Source organism: Nonomuraea sp. NPDC049378 (genome assembly GCF_055586745.1).
Window position 1 is genome coordinate 282,028 of the sequence record NZ_JBVJHP010000004.1, and the last position, 20,725, is coordinate 302,752.

Here is a 20,725-nt window from a genome sequence, read left to right on the forward strand (position 1 = left end):
GCAGGGAGTGTCGTGCTGCCTGGTCGAAGCCCGTGTGCGTGCGGGGCGCGGTGGCGCGCTCAACCGAGTAGCTTGCGCGCTGCCTGCTCGATCTCCTCCTCCGACAGCAGCACGTGGTCGGCCGCCCCGCCCAGCGGGATGAAGCTGTCGGATGAGGTGACCCGGGCGATCGACCCGGTGAACCCGGCGTCGAGCAGCTCGGCCACGACGCCCTCCGACACGCCTCCCGAGTGGCGGGTCTCGTCGGCGATCAGCACGTTGCCGGTCAGCTCCGCGGCCCGCAGCAGGTCGTCCATCGGCAGCGGCGCCAGCCAGCGCAGGTCGAGCACGCGGCAGCCGTAGCCCTCCTGGGTGAGCCGGACCGCGGCGCGCAGGCTCATGCGCACCCCGTTGCCGAACGTCACGATCGTCAGGTCGCGCCCGTCGCCGTAGGAGCGGGCACTCCCGACGGGGACGTGCGTCTCGGCCCAGCGACCGGGCGGCGCGTAAGGTGCCAGCCAACCGCCGTCGCCCGCCTCGAACAGGTCACGCGTGTGGTAGAGCGCGATGGGCTCGAGGTAGACGCAGACCGACCCGGACGTGCGGGCCGCCGCCAGGCAGGTGCGCAGCATGGCCGAGGCGTCGTCGGGGCGCGACGGTGAGGCGATGACCAGCCCTGGGATGTCGCGCAGCGCGGCCACCGCGTTGTCGTTGTGGAAGTGGCCGCCGAACCCCTTCTGGTAGGCGTAACCGGCCACCCGCACCACCATCGGGTTGGTGTAGTTGCCGCGCGAGAAGAACGACAGCGTGGCCGCCTCCCCACGGATCTGGTCGAGCGCGTTGTGCAGGTAGGCGAGGTATTGGATCTCGGGCACCGGCAGCAGCCCCGACACGCCGGAGCCGAGCGCCAGCCCCAGGATGGCCTGCTCGTCGAGCAGCGTGTCGAACACCCGCCCTGCCCCGAAACGTTTCTGCAACCCCCTGGTCACGCCGTAGACGCCGCCCTTCTTGGCGACGTCCTCGCCGAGCACCGTCATCTCCGGGTAGACGGTCAGCGCGTCGGCGAGCGTGCGGTTGATGGACTGGCAGAGCGTCAGCGGCTGCTCGTTCTCCGGCAGCGAACCGGCGAACGCCTTCTCCCTGGCCTCGCCGGTGGCCGCCACCGGGCTGATCCTGGCGATCAGTTCGGCGTCGCGCGGCGCGATCGGCTCCATGACCTCGCGGGCCGAGCCGAGGCGCGGGCTGCGCGTCGTCTCCATCGCCATCCGCAGCACGTGCTCGCGGGCGGACTCGTACGTGGTGAGCAGCCCTTCAGGGGTCTCCAGCCCGGCCTCGACGAGCAGCGCCGCCGTCCGCAGCAGCGGGTCGCGCGCGAGGTCGGCCTTGATCTCGCGCTGCGTACGGTAGGCCGACTCGACGTCGGAGCCGGCGTGCCCCATGAGCCGCACGGCCGACAGGTGCAGGAACGCGGGGGAGCGGTGCTCGCGTACGTGCTCGGCGGCGCGGACGGCCACGTCGTAGGCCTCTGCCAGGTCGCATCCGTCGGCGGCGAAGTAGGCGATGCCCGGGCGCCGCGCGGCCGTCTCCACCCATCCCTTGGGGGTGCGGACGCTGATGCCGATGCCGTTGTCCTCGCACACGAACAGCAGGGGCAGCGCCTGCCCCTGGTAGGTCGCGTAGGAGGCGGTGTTGAAGCCGGACAGGGCGCTGGCGTGGTTGATCGAGGCGTCGCCGAAGCTGCAGACGGCGACCGCGTCCTCCGGCCATGCGGACCTGACGCCGAGGGCCCGCGCCCGCTCGATCGCGAACGCCACGCCGACGGCTCTGGGCAGGTGGCTGGCGATCGTGGAGGTCTGCGGGATGACGGCCAGGTCGGGATGGCCGAACACCTTGTGCCGGCCGCCCGCGATCGGCTCGTCGGCCGCTGCGGTCAGGCCCATCAGCACGTCGCGGATGCCCTGCTCGGGCAGCCGCCCGGCCTGCTCCGACCGGGTGAGGTAGAAGGCGCCGGAGCGGTAGTGGAGCAGGGCGGGGTCGCCGGGCCGCAGGGCGGCGGCGACGGCGGCGTTGCCCTCGTGACCGGCGGAGCCGATCGTGTAGTAGCCCTCGTCCTGCGCGCGCAGCCAGCGGGCCGCGACGTCGAGCAGCCGGCTGTCGAGCTGGCGGTGGAACAGGGTGCGGCACCGCTCGCCGGTCAGGGCGACGCCGTCGCGGACCGGCTGTGCGGGATCTCGGGCGGGGCCCGCCTCAAGCATCGCCACGGCCTGGGTGAAATGAGTCTCAACTGTGTCGCGCGCCACAACTCGATTATGTCTTTGTTCGGCGCCGCCGTCTGCTGGACGCCGGCGACATGTCGTGGACCGGTTTCGGCGGCCGGCACATCGACGGCGCCTCAAGCCCCGTCATCGCCAGGGTGAGCATCGCCTCCAGCCTCCTGATCGGCGTCTCCAAAGCCGCGGTCGGGACCAGGTTCGCCACCGAGGCGGCCGGTCCTACCACCCGCCCGCGCCGACCGGCTGCCTCGCCCGAGTGCCGGACCCCTCACCTCGAACGACACCAGGAACGAGCCCGGCTCCGGGCCGGTGGAACCGGCGTCCCCGCGGCGACACGCGACGGCCCGCCCAGGACCGTGGACTCCACAAAAGCCGACAGGCTCGTGACGCGTCGAGGTGGGCTTCCGGAGGGGCCGACAACGGCCGAGCACTCCCAGGTGATCTCATTCCGCGTCGTCGGACCAATACATGTAGGGGCTCTCGTAATAAGGCCCCTCCGCGAACGGTGGACGCCTATCATGATCTCGGAGCACCTCATAGGAATGTTCGATCGGGTCCCTCCCCGAATCAAGCCTGCCTTCTCGGAGCGCATCGATCGTCGTATCTCCGTAGATCCCCGGAAGCCGTGGCAGGATGATGTGCAGCTTGCCCGGCAGTTGTCCGTGTTCGTAGACCACCATCCGGTTGAACTCGCGTAGGTGATCTCTGGCCTTGTCGTGGGCATCGCCCGTCAGGTCGGCCCACAGCTCGTCCGGCCGGAAACGTACGTCATAGCTCTCCGTGACGTTTTCGAAGCTCTGCTTGTGGTTCTTGAAACTGATGCCGAACGAATCGCACACGTCGCTGGTCTGACCGGCGACGTAAGCCAGCGCTTGCGCGGATCCGTGGAACTTGCGCATGGATTCCCCGATGAGCTCACCCATCTCCTCCGGCAACGCCTTGGACGCGCGGAGAGCGAAACCCTCGAGCTGATCCACCTTTTTCTCGAACTGGTTGGCGACTTTACGGAGCACATCCGCGTTGAAGATCAAGTCTTCCGGAGCGCTCCGATCAAAAAACTTCTTGATGACCGAGTAGTCGTTGGGCGAAACGTCCTCGTTTTCTTCCATGTGGTCGACCAGAACTTCCTCGCATGTATAGGTGCCGCCCCCGCTGGTCGTGTTCAGCAGTAGATCTTTATTCTCCATAAATGCTTCTTCGGCGGCAGTGTAGTTGGCTGAAGTGGTGGCAAGCATGCCGCCGATATTGCTGTATTGCCAGTGGAATTCCCGTCCCGCATCGGCTAGTACGTCGATCACCTTCGCCAGATCGAGCTGCATTCTTGAAATGGTTCGCCAAGAACCGGGCAGGAGAGAGTCCTGATAAGCTTGTTTGGCCAAGGGGGAGGAGTCAAGGTTCTCTAGTTGAAACTGAAACGTGCTGCTGTGTCCGAAGTCCGGTCCGGGGGTAGCGCCGCTTTTCCAGAGGATTACGCTGGTCTGGTAGCTCCATGGTGTCGGCTCGGAGGTGTCAAAATAATCTGATGACCTTTGCATGTCGGCCGCCAGTCCGGCGAGCTCGGAGTGGTTGACATTGATGCCACGCGAGGGCCAAGGCCAATCGCTGGTGCGAGCAAGCTGGATCTCTCCGGACCACTCTCTCCATTCTGAGTAGGATTTCTCTGCCATGGTTGAATCCTCCTGTGAGTTCCGGCAAGGTCGGCCCTCCAGCTCGAAGGTCGGGGACTTCTGCGTTGTCACACGAACAACATCGAGCTGCAGCGCCTCAATGAGACTGGTAATGGGATCGCAGGAGCCATCACCTGTCATGCGCTGGCTCTTGCTGGTGAAAGCGGTCCGAATATTACCGTGATCTTCCCCCTCCATCGCCGCCGCGAGGAAGAAGGGCGGGCGACCTCAGAGCCGCGTCACCCAGATATGGCGTTCCGCAGGGTTAGGGGCGACACCAGCCAGCGATTGCATCCCCTCAGAACCCTCTAATGGCGGTCTGCGCAGACACAAGGACAAGACGCCCACGATTTCAGACATTAGCTGTCGTCCATGTCGTGCACGGTGATCAGGGGTCTGCTGCAGATCGCCGACGAGGGCTCCTGGGTACCAGGGCCGGGTGTCGCTGTACTTCAAGCCGCTGGGCTCGCGCTCGTGGCAGTACGTGAAGACGACCTGGTCCAGCGACAGCGGCCGCCTCTACACCAAGGCCAAAGCCCGGCGGTCGGGTCACTGGAGGTTCGTCTTCCGCGGTGACGACGACGCCCACGGCGACACCAGCGGCCTCGGACTACGTCCGGGTGCGACGGTGACCGCCTGAGCTGGGGAGGGGGGGGGGGGGGGGGGGGGGGGGGGGGGAGGGGGGGAGGGGGGGGGGGGGGGGGGGGGGGGGGGGGGTGGGGGGGGGGTGGGGGGGCACCCCCCCCCCCCCCCCCCCCCCCCCCCCCCGCACCGGTCTCGGCCTAGTTGGGCTGCTGGCCGGGCAGCTTGGCGTCGATGCGGACAAGAAGGGACTTGATGTCCGCGATGTCACTGTCGACGGCGTCGAATCGCCGGTCCACGGCCTCGAACCGGTCGTCCACCGCCTTGAACCGGTCGTCCACGGCTGTGAAGCGCTCGTCCATGGCCCTGAACTGCTCGTCCACCGCCTTGAACCGGTCGTCGATCTCACGGGCCTGCTTGCCCATGAACGCCTCGAGACGGTCGAACCGGGCCTCGTGCGAGTCGAGCCGCTGGTAGATCTTGTCGATCTGCAGCTCCATCCGCGCGGCCTCAGAGCGATCGGCCGCAGTCGGATACGAAAATCAGTCCTATTCGGCCCGCCTGAACTGGGCGATGCCCACGCCGAGCAGCGCCGCTCCGAGCGCGGCCACGACGCCCAGCTCCAGCAGCACCGGCACCTGCTGGCCGAACCACGTCACCCCCGGGTTCAGCACCGCGTTCACCTGGGCCGGCACGTCCAGATGGGAGAAGACCGCCTGCCGCATCGGATCCACCGCGTACGTCATAGGGTTGACCACGGTCAGCACGTGCAGCCACGAAGGCAGGTTGGCCAGCGGGAACATCGCCCCCGACAGGAACATCATCGGCATGATCGCCATCTGCATCAGCCCGAAGAAGGACTGCATGTTCTTCATCCGGGCGGCCAGCATCACCCCGAAGGCCGTGATCGTGAACGCCGCCAGGAACATCTCCGCCAGCAGCGTGAGGAACAGCGAGGGGGAGTAGGGCACGCCCACCAGCCCCGCCATGGCGAGGATCACGACGCCTTGCCCGGTGGCCACGATGGCGCCGCCGAGGCACTTGCCGACCACGATCGCGCCGCGCGACACGGGCGCGACGAGCATCTCCCTGAGGAACCCGAACTCGCGGTCCCACACGATGGACCCGGCGGAGAACATGCCCGTCATGATCACGGTCATGGAGATCATGCCGGGGAACATGAACGTGCGGTAGTCGATCCCGGGGATCGAACCCTGCACCAGCGAGCCCAGGCCCGTGCCCATGACGAACAGCCACAACACGGGCTGCATGAGCATCGACAACATGCGGGTGCGGTCGTTGACGAAGCGCAACATCTCCCGATGGAGCACGATCTTGATGGCCCGGAGATCGTGACCGGCGCTGCGGGCCGGCACCCGGACACTGATGGTCTCTGCCGCCATGACTACCGCCTCGCCATCGCACGCATCCACGCCATGGTGTCGCCGCCGGCCTCGGCGTCGCGGATCGTGGAGCCGGTGTAGGACATGAACACGTCGTCGAGCGACGGCCGGGAGACGCTGACCGAGCGGATCGGCATGCCGAGCTCGGCGAACAGCCGGGGCACGAACTCCTCACCCGACGGCACGGCGAACGTCACCGCGCCCTCGCGCACGGCCGCCTCCAGCCCGAACCGCTCCCGCAGCGCCTCGATCGCCGCGGTGTCGTCGGCGGTCTGGATCTGCACGCGGTCCTTGCCGACGCTGGCCTTGAGCGCCTCGGGCGAGTCGATGACGACGATCTCGCCATGGTCGATGATCGCGATCCTGTCGCAGTATTCGGCCTCGTCCATGTAGTGCGTGGTCATGAAGATGGTGATGTCCTCCATGAGCCGTAACTGGTTGATGTAGCCCCAGATGGCCGAGCGGGTCTGCGGGTCGAGGCCGACGGTCGGCTCGTCGAGGAACAGGACCCGCGGCGAGTGCAGCAGGCCCCTGGCGATCTCCAGCCGCCGCTTCATGCCGCCGGAGAACGTCATCACCTTGGCGTCCTTGCGGTCCCACAGCGCGACCATCTCCATCACCTGCCGGATCCGGTCGCCGACCAGGCTCTTCGGCACGCCGTACAGTTCGGCGTGGAACCGCAGGTTCTGCTCGGCGCTCAGGTAGCCGTCGAGGGTGGGGTCCTGGAAGACCAGGCCGATGTTCCTGCGCACCTCGTCACGTTCCCGCACCACGTCGTGCCCCGCGACGGTGGCGGCGCCGCCGGTCGGGTTCACCAGGGTGCAGAGCATGCTGATGGTGGTGGTCTTGCCGGCGCCGTTGGGGCCGAGGAAGCCGAACACCTCGCCGGGACGCACCTCGAAGTCCACGCCTTTGACGGCGTCGACCTTGCCGTACGACTTGCGCAGCCCTTGCACGGCCACCGCCGCGTTCTCGTTCATTCAGCCCTCCGCGAGGATCTGGAAGACGGACCTGCGGGTCTGCTTGATCAGCTTCTTGGCCTCCGCCACCTGCCGGTCGCTGCCCGTCCTGGCCAGGTGGGAGAAGGCCTCGCTGAGCTGGGCCCAGAGCAGGCGCAGCTCGTGGTGGCCGGTCGGCACGGTGCGGGCGACCTCCTCCCACGGCGCCTCGCCGGCGTGCCGGGCCGCCTGCGCGCGCCCCTGCTCGCTCACCCGGTACGTACGGCTCCCGCCCGCTTCGTCCGCCACCACCAGCCCTTCGTCCTCGAGCTGCTGGAGCGCCGGGTAGACCGATCCAGGGCTGGGCCGCCACACGCCGCCGCTGCGCTCCTCGATGTCCTGGATCAGCTGGTAGCCGTTCTGCGGCCCTTCGTGGAGGAGGGCGAGCAGGGCCGCCCTGACGTCACCCCTGCGCACCCTCGGCGGGGGCGTGTCCCACCCAGGCCCCGCGCCGAACGGTGGCGGTGGTGGTGGCGGTGGCGGGGATGGTGGCGGTGGGCCGGGTGGGAAGGCTCCGGGCCCGGGCGCCCCTGGCGGGGGGACGGGCGGCGGCGCATTCCAGAAGTCGTTCTCGCGCATGCTGCCTCCAACCTATCGAGATAGCGTGACGATATATCTAGATAGTTGGCATGAGCAAGGGTATGTCCAGTAAGTCGGAGAAAGTTAGCGAGCGCTAACTGAGGCTTCGATCGCGGACCTCGCCATCGCGTGCAGCAGCGGCCGCATCTCCTGCGCGGGCAGCTCGCCGGCGCTGTGCGGCGTCGAGTTGAGCAGGCCGAAGACCGCGTGCGTCGCGGCGCGCAGGCGCGCGGCCGGGCAGGCGGGGTGCAGCTCGGCCAGCACGGTCACCCACTCCTCGACGTAGAGGCGCTGCAGCCGCCTGATCTGCCGGCGCGCCGGCTCGGGCACGTTGCCCAGCTCCCTGTCGTGCACGGTGATCAGGGCCGGCTGCTCGATCGCGAACGTGATCTGCACGTTGAGCAGCGCGTCCAGCGTCTCCGCAGGGCCTGGGGAGGAGGTGGCGACCGCGACGGCCGACTCGCGCAGCCGCGAGCTGACGTCGAGCAGCATCTCCGACAGCAGCGCGTCCTTGCCGCTGAAGTGCCGGTAGAGAGCGGGCCCCGAGATGCCGACCGCGCCCCCGATGTCCTCGATCGAGACCCCGTGGAAGCCGCGAGCGGCGAACAGCCGGGCCGCCGCCTCCAGGATCTCCGCGCGCCGGTTGCCGCGATTGCGGGTAGGTGGAGAGACGGTGCTCACGTCTCACATGCTAGACGATTAGGTTAATGATGACTAACATCCCAGCCATGGGAGGGGACTCATGAACGAGTGGCCGGTGCTGAAGTCGGCGGCTGAGCCCGGCGCGGAGGCGTACAAACGACATGCCGAGCACAACGAGCGGCTCGCCGCCGAGCTGCTCGAACGGCTCGCGGCGGCGGCCCTCGGCGGTCCCGAGCGGTCGCGGCGGCGCCACGTCGAGCGGGGCAAGCTGCTGCCGCGTGACCGCGTCGACGGCCTGCTCGACCCCGGCTCCCGCTTCCTGGAGCTGTCGCCCCTGGCCGCGAACGGCCTCTACGACGACCAGGCGCCGGCGGCGGGCATCATCACCGGCGTCGGCAGGGTCTCCGGGCGCGAGTGCGTGATCGTCGCCAACGACGCCACCGTCAAGGGCGGCACCTACTACCCGGTCACCGTCAAGAAGCACCTGCGCGCGCAGGAGGTGGCGCTGCACAACCGCCTGCCCTGCGCCTACCTGGTCGACTCAGGCGGGGCGTTCCTGCCCCGGCAGGACGAGGTGTTCCCCGACCGCGAGCATTTCGGGCGCATCTTCTACAACCAGGCCACGATGTCCGCCCGCGGCATCCCGCAGATCGCCGCCGTGCTCGGCTCGTGCACGGCCGGCGGCGCCTACGTGCCCGCGATGAGCGACGAGGCGGTGATCGTCCGCGGCCAGGGCACGATCTTCCTGGGCGGCCCGCCACTGGTGAAGGCCGCCACCGGCGAGGAGGTCACGGCCGAGGAGCTCGGCGGAGGCGACCTGCACGCCCGCGTCAGCGGCGTCACCGACCACCTCGCAGAGGACGACGCGCACGCGCTGGCCATTGTCCGCGACATCGTCTCCACGCTGGCGCCACGCGCCGAGCGGCCGTGGACGACGACGAAGCCGGAGCCACCCCGGTACGACCCGCGCGACCTGTACGGCATCGTGCCCGCCGACACCCGCCAGCCCTACGACGTGCGCGAGGTGATCGCCAGGATCGTCGACGGGTCGCGTTTCCTGGAGTTCAAGGCCGAGTACGGCTCGACCCTCGTCACCGGGTTCGCCCACCTCCACGGGCATCCGGTGGGCATCGTGGCCAACAACGGCATCCTGTTCGGCGAGTCCGCCATGAAGGGCGCCCACTTCATCGAGCTGTGCGACCAGCGGCGGATCCCCCTGGTCTTCCTCCAGAACATCAGCGGCTTCATGGTCGGCAAGGCGTACGAAGCGGGCGGCATCGCCAAGCACGGGGCCAAGATGGTCACGGCCGTCTCGTGCGCCCGGGTGCCCAAGTTCACCGTGGTGATCGGCGGGTCGTTCGGGGCGGGCAACTACGCCATGGCCGGGCGGGCGTACTCACCCAGGTTCCTGTGGATGTGGCCTAACGCCCGCATCTCGGTCATGGGCGGCGAGCAGGCCGCGAACGTCCTCACCACCGTGGGCGACGCCGACCCCGACGCGATCAGGGCCCAGTACGAGCACCAGGGCAACCCGTACTACTCCACGGCCAGGCTCTGGGACGACGGCGTGATCGACCCGGTCGACACGCGCACGGTCCTGGGCCTGGCGCTGTCCGCGGCGGCCAACGCGCCGCTCGAGCCCGCCGGTTACGGCGTCTTCAGGATGTGAGCGAGGTGAAGGAAACCGTGCGAAGCACCGGGCGGCAGGCGAGTTCCCCGCGCGGAGAAGGCGTGCGAAGCACCGAGCCGCCGGGGTGCGTGCGGGGGGCGAAGCGCCCGCAGGAGGGCTTCACGAGCGTGCTGATCGCCAACAGGGGCGAGATCGCCGTGCGGATCGCCCGCACGCTGCGCGGGCTCGGCATCACGTCGGTGGCCGTGTACGCGCCGTCCGACGCGGGGGCCAAGCACACCCTCGAAGCAGACATCGCCCTTGAGGTGCCGACATATCTTGATATTGAGGCCATTGTGGCGGCGGCTCGCGACTCGGGGGCGCAAGCCGTACATCCCGGTTATGGATTTCTTGCGGAGAACGCCGCGTTCGCGCGGCGCTGCGCCGAGGCCGGGCTCGTGTTCGTCGGGCCGCCCGCCGACGCCGTCGACGCGATGGGCGACAAGATCCGGGCCAAGGCCACGGTGGCGGCCGCGGGCGTGCCCGTGGTGCCCGGCCGGGCCGAGCCCGCCTCCGTGGAGGACTGGAGCGACTTCCCCGCCCTGATCAAGCCGTCCGCGGGCGGCGGCGGCAAGGGCATGGTCCTCGTACGGTCGGCGTCCGAGCTGCCCGAGGCGATCGCGTCGGCCCGGCGCACGGCACTGGCGGCCTTCGGCGACGGCACGCTGCTGATCGAGCGCTACGTCGAGAACCCGCGGCACATCGAGATCCAGATCATGGCCGACACCCACGGAAACGTCGTGCACCTGGGCGAGCGCGAGTGCAGCCTCCAGCGCAGGCACCAGAAGATCATCGAAGAGGCGCCCTCGCCCTTCGTCAGCCCCGAGACCCGTGCCCGCATGGGAGCGGCCGCGGCGGAGGCCGCGCGCGCGGTCGGCTACGTCGGGGCGGGCACGGTCGAGTTCATCGTGGACGGCACCACCGGGGCCTACCACTTCATGGAGATGAACACCCGTCTCCAGGTCGAGCACCCGGTGACCGAGCTGGTCACCGGGCTGGACCTGGTCGAGTTGCAGCTGCGGGTGGCGGCCGGCGAGCTCATGCCGTTCGGGCAGGACGACGTACGGCTGACCGGCCACGCCGTCGAGGCGCGCGTCTACGCCGAGGACCCGGCCCGCGGCTTCCTGCCCAGCGGCGGCCGTGTCCTGGCGCTCCGCGAACCCGGCGACCCGGCCCCCGGCGAGACCGCGACGGCGTCGCCGCGCGGCGGGGCGGTCGTGCGGGTCGACTCGGGGCTGGTCGAAGGAGCGGCCGTGGGCACCTCTTTCGACCCGATGTTGTCCAAGGTCATCGCCTGGGCCCCCGACCGCGCGACGGCGCTGGCCGTCCTCGACCGGGCGCTCGCCAGGACGGCCGTGCTCGGCGTGGTCACCAACATCCCGTTCCTGCGCGCGCTCGCCGCCCACCCGGCCGTCACGGCCGGCGAACTGGACACCGGCCTGGTCGAGCGCGTGCTCCCCGACCTCGTCCCCGCCACGCAGGTGCCCGACGAGGTGCTCGCCGCGGCCGGTCTCGTCTTCCACGCCATGCCCCAGGGCGACGACCCGTGGGACATCACGGACGGATGGCGGACCGGCGAACCGGCCTGGACCACCTGGCGGCTGGAGTCGCGGGACGGCGTGCACGAGGTCCAGGTCCGCGGGCTGCCCCGCGAATCGGCCGAGGTCCGGATCGACGGCGACGCGGTGCCGGCGCGCATCCGGACCGACGAGACGCCGGCCGGCGCGCTCTCCGGGCTTCGCGGCGGCGCGCTGCTGCACGTCACCGTCGGCGGCCGTACCGAGCGTTATCTCTGCGCGCGCGACGCCGACACGCTCTGGCTCGGCAGGGACGGAGCCTCGTGGGCGCTCACCCGGCACCTCATCGGCGACCCGGGAGACCGGCCGGGCGCCACGGCCGCCGGCGACGGCGCGGTGCGCAGCCCCATGCCCGGCACCGTGCTGGTGGTCAAGGCCCAGCCCGGCGAGCGGGTCAGCGAGGGCCAGCCGCTGCTCATCGTGGAGGCCATGAAGATGGAGCACACGGTCACCGCCCCGCACGACGGCACAGTGTCCGAGCTGGCCGTGCAGGCGGGCCAGCCGGTCGACATGGACGCCGTCCTGGCCGTGGTCCGCCGCGAACCCGCCGAACGGAGTGAGGCCATGGACCGTGAGGGAGCGCCGTCGTCCGGAGGGGACAGGGAGGCGTGATGCCGTACGCGATGGAAGGTCTTCCGCACCAGGTCACGATCTACGAGGTGGGCCCGCGCGACGGGTTGCAGAACGAGTCCGCCATCGTGCCCGTCGAGGTCAAGGCCGAGTTCATCCACCGCCTCGCCGACGCGGGGCACAAGGTGATCGAGGCGACCAGCTTCGTGCACCCGGACTGGGTGCCGCAGCTGGCCGACGCCGGTGAGCTGCTCGGCAGGCTGCACAGGAAGCCAGGAGTGCGCTATCCCGTGCTGGTCCCCAACATGCGCGGCCTCGACCGGGCGCTCGAACTCCAGGCCGACGAGATCGCCGTCTTCGCCAGCGCCACCGAGACGTTCGCCGCGAAGAACCTCAACCGCAGCCTGGAGAGCCAGTTCGACATGTTCGAGCCGGTCGTGGCCCGGGCGCTCGACAACGGGCTGAAGGTGCGCGCCTACGTGTCGATGTGCTTCGGCGACCCCTGGGAGGGGCCGACGCCGGTCAAGCAGGTGGTCGCGGTCGGGGAGCGGCTGCTCGGGCTCGGCTGCCACGAGCTGTCGCTCGGCGACACCATCGGCGTCGGCACGCCCGGCCACGTCACCGCCCTGATCAACGCCTTCCGCACGCCCGAGCGGCTCGCCGTGCACTTCCACGACACGTACGGGCAGGCGCTCAGCAACACCCTCGCCGCGCTCGAAGCCGGCGTGACCACCGTCGACGCCTCGACCGGAGGCATCGGCGGCTGCCCCTACGCCGAGTCCGCCACCGGCAACCTCGCCACCGAAGACCTCGTGTGGATGTTGCAGGGACTCGGCATCGAGACCGGGCTCGACCTGGGCAAGCTCGTGTCCACCAGCGTCTGGCTGGCGGAGCTGCTCGGCCGGCCCAGCCCATCCCGCGTCGTACAGGCGCTTTCGAAAGGGTGACCATGCTCAAGGACGAGTACGAAGAGCTCCGCAAAACCGTCGAGGCGTTCGCGCGCGACGTGGTCGCGCCGGTGATCGGCGACTACTACGAGCGCGAGGAGTTCCCGTACGACATCGTGCGGCAGATGGGCGCCATGGGGCTGTTCGGACTGCCGTTCCCGGAGGAGTACGCCGGCATGGGCGGCGACTACTTCGCGCTCTGCGTGGCGCTGGAGGAGCTGGCCCGCGTCGACTCCAGCGTGGCCATCACCCTGGAGGCCGCGGTGTCGCTGGGCGCCATGCCGATCTTCAGGTTCGGCACCGAGGAACAGCGCGAGACCTGGCTGCCCAGGCTGGCCGCCGGCGAGATGCTGGGAGCGTTCGGCCTGACCGAGCCCGGCGGCGGCACCGACGTGCCCGGCGGCATGCGCACCACGGCCGTGCTCGACGGCGACACGTGGGTGATCAACGGGACGAAGGCGTTCATCACCAACGCCGGCACCGACATCACCGGCGTCGTCGGCGTGGCCGCGCTCACCGGCGAGCGGGAGATCTCCACGATCCTGGTGCCGAGCGGCACGCCCGGGTTCACGGTGTCGAAGAAGTACTCCAAGGTCGGCTGGAACGCCTCCGACACGCGCGAGTTGTCGTTCACCGACTGCCGCGTGCCCGCCGCCAACCTGCTCGGCGAGCGCGGCCGTGGCTACGCCCAGTTCCTGCAGACGCTCGACGAGGGCCGCATCGCGATCGCCGCGCTCAGCGTCGGGCTGGCGCAGGGGTGCGTCGACGAGTGCCTGAAGTACGTCAGGGACAGGAAGGCGTTCGGCCACCCGATCGGCCACTACCAGGCCATCCAGTTCAAGATCGCCGACATGGAGGTCCGCGCGCACACCGCCCGCCTGGCCTACCACCACGCCGCCGAGAAGATGCTGGCCGGTGAGCCGTTCAAGAAGGAGGCCGCGATCGCCAAGCTGGTCTCGTCCAACGCGGCCATGGACAACGCGCGCGACGCGACGCAGATCTTCGGCGGGTACGGGTTCATGAACGAGTTCCCCGTCGGGCGCTTCTACCGCGACGCCAAGATCCTGGAGATCGGGGAGGGCACCAGCGAGGTGCAGCGCATGCTGATCGCCCGCCGGCTGGGACTGGGCGATCTCTGAGGTTTGCATCAGGAACGTGCGACGATCTAGTGTCGTCAGTCATGACGGCTGACGATCTTCTGATCAGGAGGGCGGAGAAGGCCGACGCGGACGCGGTGTTCGCGCTGGCGCGTGAGTTCGGCCTGACCTTCAGGCCCGAGCGCGAGGCCTTCGACTCCGCGCTGCCCGAGCTGCTGGCGAACAAGGACGCCCTGCTGCTCGCGGCCGTCGTGAACGGGCGGGTCCAGGGCTACCTGCTGGGGTTCGTGCACCTCACGCTGTTCGCCAACGGGCCCGTGGCCTGGGTCGAGGAGGCCATGGTCGGGTCCGGTTCGCGCCGGCAGGGCATCGGGCGGGCGCTGCTGGAGGAGTTCGAGAAGTGGGCCCGCTCCCGCGAGGCGGGCTACGTGGCCATGGCGACCCGGCGGGCGCCGGAGTTCTACCACGCGCTCGGCTACGAGGCATCGGCCACCTTCTTCCGCAAGGTCCTGCGCTGAGCCCGGTCCCGCGCTGGGCCCGGGCTTCCGCGAGGTCCTGAGCCGCGTCCGCGAGGTCCCCGCGCCGAGCCTGGGATCACGCCACCCGCGGGCGCGTTCTGTCGGCGCCGGATGGCATCCTTGGGACGTGAGCATCCACGCCGTGAGCCCCTTGTTCGTCGGGCGTGCCCGTGAGCTCGCCGTTCTCGGCGACGCGCTGGTCAGGGCGCGGGCCGGGGCGTCGGCCACGGTGCTCGTCGGCGGCGAGGCCGGCGTCGGCAAGACGCGGCTGATCAACGAGTTCACCGGCCGGGCCGGCGACGCCATGGTGCTCGTCGGCGGGTGCCTGGAGCTGGGCACGGAGGGCCTGCCGTTCGCGCCGTTCACCGCCGTGCTGCGCGGGCTCGTGCGCGAGCTGGGGCGTGACGGAGTCGCGGCGCTCGTCCCCGGCGGCACCACGCGCGGGCTGGCGCGGCTGCTGCCGGAGTTCGGCGAGCCGGACAGGGACGGGCCGGAGGCCAGGGCGCGCCTGTTCGAGCAGGTGCTCGGCCTGCTCGAACGGCTGGCGGAAGAGCGTCCCGTGCTGCTGGTCGTGGAGGACGCGCACTGGGCCGACCGCTCCACCCGCGACCTGCTGTCATTCCTCGTCCGCTACCAGCGCACCGCGGCCCGGCTGCTCGTCGTCGTCTCCTACCGCGCCGACGAGCTGCACCGCACCCACCCGCTGCGCCCGCTCATCGCCGAGCTGAGCAGGGTCGAGTGGGTCAGCCGGATCGAGCTGCGCAGGCTCACCCGCAAGGAGGCCGTCGAGCAGGCGGCCGGCATCCTCGACCGCGCGCCGTCCGCCGCCGACATGGACGTGATCTACGCGCGCAGCGAGGGAAACCCGCTGTTCGTCGAGGCGCTGCTGAGCGACGAGAGCGGCGGCCACGCGCTGCCCGAGTCGCTGCGCGACCTGCTGCTGGCCGGCGTCGAGCGGCTGCCCGACGAGACGCAGGAGCTGCTGCGGGTGGCCAGCGCCGGCGGGCAGCGCATCGAGCACGACCTGCTGAGCGCCGTCGCGGGGCTTGACGAGAGTGCGCTCTCCGGAGCGCTGCGGCCGGCGGTGGCGGGCAACGTCCTGGTCGTCGACGGCGAGGGCTACTCCTTCCGGCACGCCCTCATCCGCGAGGCGCTCCACGACGACCTCCTCCCCGGCGAGCACACCCGCCTGCACACCCGCTACGCCGAGGCGCTGGAGCGCGACCTGTCGATCCTGCCCGCACCGCGCGGCGCGATCGAGCTGGCCCACCACTGGCACTCCGCCCACGACTCCACGTGGGCGCTGGTCAGCGCCTGGCACGCGGCCGCCGCGGCCCGCAAGTCCGCCGCCTACGACGAGCAGCTCAGGATGTTGTCCAGAGTGCTCGAGCTGTGGGACCAGGTGCCCGACGCGGCCGAGCGCATCGGCGCCGTCCGCGTCCGCGTGCTGCGGCAGACGGCCACGGTCGCCCACCTGGCCGGCGAATACGAGCGCAGCATCGCCCTGGCCGGCGCCGCCCTGGCCGCGCTCGACCACGACACCGACCCGATCGACTCGGCGCACGCGCTGCGCCAGCGCGGCCTGACCCGCTACGACCTGGGCCGCCCCGGCTACATCGACGATCTCCGCCAGGCGGCCGCGCTGGTCCCCTCGCACGAGCCCAGCAAGGTGCGCGCCCAGGTCCTGGAGAGCCTTTCGCGCATGCTCCACCGGCCCCAGGACCTGCCGGAACGTCTGGCCACCGCCCAGCTCGCCAGGCAGATCAGCCGCGAGGTCGGCGACGCCAACGTCGAGGCCCACGCCCTGATCGACTACGCCTGGGGCCGCTGGGGCTACTCCGAGATCGAGGACCAGCTCGGGGCCTTCGGGGAGGCCCGCGCCATCGCGTCGGGCGGAGGGGCGTACAACGCGCTGATGCGCTGCGCGATCTCCGAGTCCGACGCGCTGGAGGGCGCGGGCCGGCACGAGCGGGCCGCGCGGGTCGCCCGCGAGGGCGTGGCCGAAGCCGGCCACTACGGCCTGGCCCGCACGTCCGGCACGTTCCTGTCGATCAACCTGGCCGAGCCGCTGGTGTCGCTCGGGCAGTGGGACGAAGCGCTGCAAGTGATCGAGCACGCGCTCGATCTCTCGCCGCCCGCCCCCTACTGCGCCAGCCTGCAGGGCTTCGCCGCCGACATCGCGCTGGCGCGGGGCGAGCACGACCGGGCCGAGACGCTGCTGGGCTCGGTGCGGAGGGTGCTGGCCCGCGGGGTCCACCGGGACCAGGTGCTGCTTCCTCATCTGCGCAGGGAGATAGGGCTGCTCGAGGCACGCGGGCGGATCGAGGAGGCGGTGGAGACGGCGGGGCGAGCGCTGGAGGAGCGCGACCTGCTGGCCAGCCCGCGATATTCGTGGCCGGTGCTGGTGGCCTTCGCCCGGCTCTTCGCCTCCGTCGCGGCGCCCGTTCCCGCCGGAGGTTCCGGCGGGCCGGCGCGCCCCGGGGCGCCCTTCCTGCCGCGGCTTCGTGCGCTGGCGCAGGAGCTCGAGGTCGACGGGGCGCTCCAGCAGGCGCACCGGCTCACGTTCGCCGCGCTGACCGGCCCTCACTTCCCCGCCGCTGCGGCGGTGCTCGCCGGGGAACACCCGGCCGCCTGGCAGCTCAAGGCATGGGACGCGGCGGTGCGGGCGTGGGCCGGGCTGCGGCAGCCGTACGCCGAGGCCTGGTGTCTGATGAGCGCGGCCCAGGCCGCGCTCGCGTGCGGCGACCGGCAGGAGGCCGCGGCGCGGCTGGCACGGTCGCGGGAGCTGGCCGAGCGGCTCGGCGCCGGGCCGCTGATGGAGCAGGTCGACGCCTTCGGCCGCAGATCCAGGCTCGCGGGGCCGGACGCGGCGGGCGAGGGAAACCCGATGGGGCTGACGGCTCGCGAGCTGGAGGTGCTCCAGGAGGTGACCAACGGCCGCAGCAACAGGGAGATCGCGCAGGCGCTGTTCATCTCGGTCAAGACAGTGAGCGTGCACGTCTCCAACATCCTGGCCAAGCTCGGCGTCGCCACGCGGGGCGAGGCCGCGGCCACGGCCCACCGCCTCCGCCTCTTCGACATTCCGACGTGAGTCGTCCCGTCCAGTCGGGCCGGATGCTCCAGCCCGCCACGGCTCGTCGCCGGCTCGCACGGCTCCGCGTCACCGGCCACGCCACGCCGGGCAAGTGAGCGGACGCACCGGCCGGCCGGCGTCTCCAGGCCACCGCCCGGCCCTGCGAGCATGCACCGACGGTCGAAGAAGGCGTTTCGCGGGTCGTCGCGGGTGGGTCGAAGGAGTTTCCCCTGGCGGCGGGTCCGCAGTGGTGTTGGGTGGATGCCACGGGTTCGGCGACGGCGCTTGACCGTTCGGCGAGGGGTGACGGGCGTTCGCGGGTGGCGGGCAGGGGTGTGGTCAGCCGGTCAGCTGGGCCTCGAGCCGGTAGCCGTCCACGGTGACGTACACCTGGTCACCGGGCCGGGCGTTCAGGCGCATGAGCACCGGCTGCAGGGAGTCGAAGACCGGCTGGTGGCCCTGCCACACCAGCACGATGGCGTTGTCGCCGGGGCCCGTCACCGACAGCAGCGTGCCGGGGCGCATGCCGAGCTGGGCCGCGTACCCCTCAGGCACCGGCACCGGGCCGCCCCTGAGGTGTTCAGGAGTGACCTCGATGCGCTGCCAGCGGCGCGGGTCGGAGGACGGGCCCGGCAGTGGCGGGGGTGGCGTGGACGGGGCGCCTGCCAGGCCGCCGGGCACCTTCCCTGAGCGGCTTCCCGACAGGGCCGACAACGTGGCCAGGGCGGCGGAAGGGTCGATGGAGCTCGCGTTCACCGTCGGGATGGGCTGGCCGCCCCGGTGGTGGCCGTTGGCGCCGGGCGTGCGGCGGGGGAGAGGCTGGGCGGGGGCCTGCGCCGCGGCCGGGTCGGGGACCGTCTCGGCGGGGAGGGCGTCGAGCCAGGCCTTGGCCGAGTGGGCGCGGATGCCCAGCTCCGCCATCAGCTCCACGACGTCGGCGTCGGGCGGGCTGGAGGCCAGGAGCTGCCGCGTACGGCTCTGGAGACCGTGGATGTCGCCCACCACCAGCCAGCCGTCCTGGAGACGGCGGTCGGGCATGAGCGTCACCAGCACACGCCAGAGCGGGGTGCGCAGCGACGGGACGGTCACCGGGTGGGCCGGGTCGGCGCCGATGAGCTGGTCCTCGGTGGCCGCCGCGCCGAGCCACTCGGTCAGCCGGAACATGTGGCCGGTGACGGGCGCGGACTCGGAGGAGCGCAGCCAGTGCAGGACACGCTCCTCCGCGGTGCGCTGGGCCTGCGAGAGCGCGTCCCTGTCGACCAGCAGCTTGTGGGCGAGCGTACGCAGGCTGACCGGGTCCTCGGCGAACAGCCGGTGGACGGCCACCGCCAGCTCCATCTTGTCCAGGCTGCGGAACAGGCTGTCCACGACCCGCACCATCGCGTGGTCGTTGTCGGTGGGCGCCGCGCCGGACGGCGGCGCGCCGGGAACAGGAGCCGCGTAGGCGGGCGCGCCCTTGGCGCCGTCAGGGCCGGGGACGGCGGGCACCGAGCCGGTGTGCGGGCCTGTTCCGGGAACGGCGGGCATCGAGCCGGTCTGGGGACCGGAATGGGGGACGGCGGGCATCGAGCCGGTGTGCGGGCCTGATCCGGGAACGGCGGGCATCGAGCCGGTCTGGGGACCGGAATGGGGGACGGCGGGCATCGAGCCGGTGTGCGGGCCTGATCCGCGGACGGCGGGCATCGAGCCGGTCTGGGGACCGGAGCCGGGCATGCCGGGGAGCGAGCCGGTGTCCTGGCGCCCGGGCGCCGCGCCCCCGGGACGCTGCGGAAGGCGTTCGGACGGGCCGCCGGGGGCCGGGCGCTGGGGAAGGCCCTCGACCCCCGGGCCCTGGTGCGGGCCGCCGCCCGGAGGCTGGGCCGGGAGCGACCCCGTCTGGCGGCCGTCAGGTTGCGCGGGGAAGGAGCCGCTCTGCGGGCCGGCCGGGCGGTCGGACGGCTGAGCGGGGAAGGAGCCCGTCTGGCTCTGCCGGCCGCTCTCCGATTGCGCGGCGAACGACCCTGTCTGGCGGCCTTCCCCTTGCGCGGGCGTGGAACCCGGCTGGCGGCCTTCCGGCTGCGCGGGAAGCGGGCCGGTCTGGCGGCCTTCCTGCTGTGCGGGGAAGGAGCCGCTCTGCGGGCCGGGCCTGCGATCCGGTGGCTGGACGGCGAAGGCGCCCGTCTGCGGCTGGGCGTGCCCCTCGGCCGGACTGGTGAACGGTCCTGTGGACGGCGGCTGCGCGCCGGCGCCGGGTTGGGAGGCGCTCTGGGCGACGAACATCCCGGTCTGAGGGGGCGCCGAGGGAGCGGCGCTCTCCTGCGGGCCGGGTTGCGCGCCGGCAGGCTGGGAGCCCGCGGGCTGAGGCGGGCCGGACGGGCCTGCCCCCGGCTGCTGGGGTGCGCCGGACTGCGCGGCCGCGGGTTGTGGTGCTCCGGGCTGGGTGCCCGCGGGTTGTGGTGCTCCGGGCTGGGTGCCCGCGGGTTGTGGTGCTCCGGGCTGGGTGCCCGCGGGTTGTGGTGCTCCGGGCTGGGAACCCGCGGGTTGTGGTGTGCCGGGCTGGGCGGCGGCCTGGGGCTGCGGTACGCCCTCCGGCTGGGCGGGGAAGGAGCCGGTGCTCCTGGACGAGAGACCGGCGGCCGCGCCGACATGGAGCGGGCGGGTCACCTCCGGATGGTTCGCCCGTGCCGCGAGCACCGGCTCGCGCTGGGCCGGGATGCGGCCGAGGATCTCGCGGAAGATCGAACCGACCACCACTTCAGGCGTGGCCGACGGGGTGCTCAGGTCGCTGGGGGACAACCGGCGCAGCCGCTGCCAGCCGCCGAGGCCGGTGATCGCCGTCCGGGTGGCCTCGGGCCAGCCCGGCAGTGCCGGGTCGATGTGGTGCACCGTCAGCGCGGGCAGCAGGTCGCACAGCGGCAGGTGATCCCAGCGGGAGGTCGCCAGCCGGGCCAGCCGCTCGCAGATCCAGTCGAGGCCCGCCGTGCCGAGCGCCTTCGACAGCGCCATGGAGGACCACCACCCGGCGGGCAGGCGCGGGTCGCCGAGCGCCTCGGCCACCTGCTGCGGACGGCTCCAGCGCAGCGCAGGGACTAGGTCGCTCAGGCAGATCGATGACTCGACATCCATCGGCGGACCTTATCCTCCCCAGTGAGCCGCATGGTGCTGCCCGTAG

15 protein-coding genes are annotated in these 20,725 nt (G+C 71.4%); 7 read left to right on the forward strand and 8 right to left on the reverse strand.

The features are described 5' to 3' along the window. Window positions 1-59: 59 nt before the first annotated feature. Both ACZ6SA_RS11295 and ACZ6SA_RS11300 read right to left on the reverse strand, forming a co-directional pair. Window positions 60-2,279: a thiamine pyrophosphate-dependent enzyme gene (locus ACZ6SA_RS11295; protein ID WP_347644161.1), complete on the reverse strand. Its 2,220-nt coding sequence runs from the start codon at window positions 2,277-2,279 to the stop codon at window positions 60-62. Window positions 2,280-2,695: 416 nt separating this feature from the next. Next, a complete protein-coding gene (locus tag ACZ6SA_RS11300; RefSeq protein WP_347644160.1) occupies window positions 2,696-3,919 on the reverse strand; it encodes a hypothetical protein in 1,224 nt (407 codons plus the stop codon). Between the two features lie 439 nt (window positions 3,920-4,358). Here ACZ6SA_RS11300 and ACZ6SA_RS11305 point away from each other — a divergent pair, with 439 nt between their 5' ends. Further along, complete coding sequence (locus ACZ6SA_RS11305; protein ID WP_347644159.1) at window positions 4,359-4,559, forward strand: hypothetical protein; 201 nt, start codon at window positions 4,359-4,361, stop codon at window positions 4,557-4,559. A 142-nt stretch (window positions 4,560-4,701) separates the two neighbouring features. Here ACZ6SA_RS11305 and ACZ6SA_RS11310 read toward each other — a convergent pair whose 3' ends face one another. From ACZ6SA_RS11310 to ACZ6SA_RS11330, 5 genes are all read right to left on the reverse strand, one after another. Further along, window positions 4,702-5,001 (reverse strand): hypothetical protein, encoded by a 300-nt coding sequence (locus ACZ6SA_RS11310; protein WP_347644158.1) that lies wholly within the window; start codon window positions 4,999-5,001, stop codon window positions 4,702-4,704. 48 nt (window positions 5,002-5,049) lie between these two features. Beyond that, window positions 5,050-5,904, reverse strand: a complete 855-nt coding sequence (locus tag ACZ6SA_RS11315; protein ID WP_347644157.1) for an ABC transporter permease — start codon at window positions 5,902-5,904, stop codon at window positions 5,050-5,052. A gap of 2 nt (window positions 5,905-5,906) precedes the next feature. After that, on the reverse strand, window positions 5,907-6,884 hold the full coding sequence (locus ACZ6SA_RS11320; RefSeq protein ID WP_347644156.1) for an ATP-binding cassette domain-containing protein: 978 nt from the start codon (window positions 6,882-6,884) through the stop codon (window positions 5,907-5,909). Next, on the reverse strand, window positions 6,885-7,319 hold the full coding sequence (locus tag ACZ6SA_RS11325; protein WP_347644155.1) for a PadR family transcriptional regulator: 435 nt from the start codon (window positions 7,317-7,319) through the stop codon (window positions 6,885-6,887). Between the two features lie 246 nt (window positions 7,320-7,565). Beyond that, a complete protein-coding gene (locus ACZ6SA_RS11330; protein ID WP_347644154.1) occupies window positions 7,566-8,162 on the reverse strand; it encodes an SACE_7040 family transcriptional regulator in 597 nt (198 codons plus the stop codon). A gap of 61 nt (window positions 8,163-8,223) precedes the next feature. On the opposite strand from ACZ6SA_RS11330, the gene ACZ6SA_RS11335 reads away from it, so the two are divergent. From ACZ6SA_RS11335 to ACZ6SA_RS11360, 6 genes are all read left to right on the forward strand, one after another. Beyond that, complete coding sequence (locus tag ACZ6SA_RS11335; protein ID WP_347644153.1) at window positions 8,224-9,792, forward strand: carboxyl transferase domain-containing protein; 1,569 nt, start codon at window positions 8,224-8,226, stop codon at window positions 9,790-9,792. 62 nt (window positions 9,793-9,854) lie between these two features. Further along, window positions 9,855-11,981 carry an acetyl/propionyl/methylcrotonyl-CoA carboxylase subunit alpha gene (locus ACZ6SA_RS11340; protein WP_465827659.1) on the forward strand — a complete coding sequence of 709 codons (2,127 nt, stop codon included), beginning with the start codon at window positions 9,855-9,857 and terminating at the stop codon, window positions 11,979-11,981. Beyond that, window positions 11,981-12,886, forward strand: coding sequence for a hydroxymethylglutaryl-CoA lyase (locus ACZ6SA_RS11345; RefSeq protein ID WP_347644152.1), 906 nt, complete (start codon window positions 11,981-11,983; stop codon window positions 12,884-12,886). The genes ACZ6SA_RS11340 and ACZ6SA_RS11345 overlap by 1 nt, the downstream gene beginning before the upstream one ends. Before the next feature lie 2 nt (window positions 12,887-12,888). Next, complete coding sequence (locus tag ACZ6SA_RS11350; protein ID WP_347644151.1) at window positions 12,889-14,025, forward strand: acyl-CoA dehydrogenase family protein; 1,137 nt, start codon at window positions 12,889-12,891, stop codon at window positions 14,023-14,025. A 41-nt stretch (window positions 14,026-14,066) separates the two neighbouring features. Continuing rightward, window positions 14,067-14,501 (forward strand): GNAT family N-acetyltransferase, encoded by a 435-nt coding sequence (locus tag ACZ6SA_RS11355; RefSeq protein WP_347618320.1) that lies wholly within the window; start codon window positions 14,067-14,069, stop codon window positions 14,499-14,501. 127 nt (window positions 14,502-14,628) lie between these two features. Continuing rightward, window positions 14,629-17,592, forward strand: coding sequence for a helix-turn-helix transcriptional regulator (locus ACZ6SA_RS11360; protein WP_465827662.1), 2,964 nt, complete (start codon window positions 14,629-14,631; stop codon window positions 17,590-17,592). A gap of 321 nt (window positions 17,593-17,913) precedes the next feature. On the opposite strand, the gene ACZ6SA_RS11365 is transcribed toward ACZ6SA_RS11360, so the two are convergent. Continuing rightward, entirely contained in the window at window positions 17,914-20,679 is a 2,766-nt protein-coding gene (locus ACZ6SA_RS11365; RefSeq protein ID WP_465827664.1) for a hypothetical protein, read from the reverse strand. Window positions 20,680-20,725: the final 46 nt, after the last annotated feature.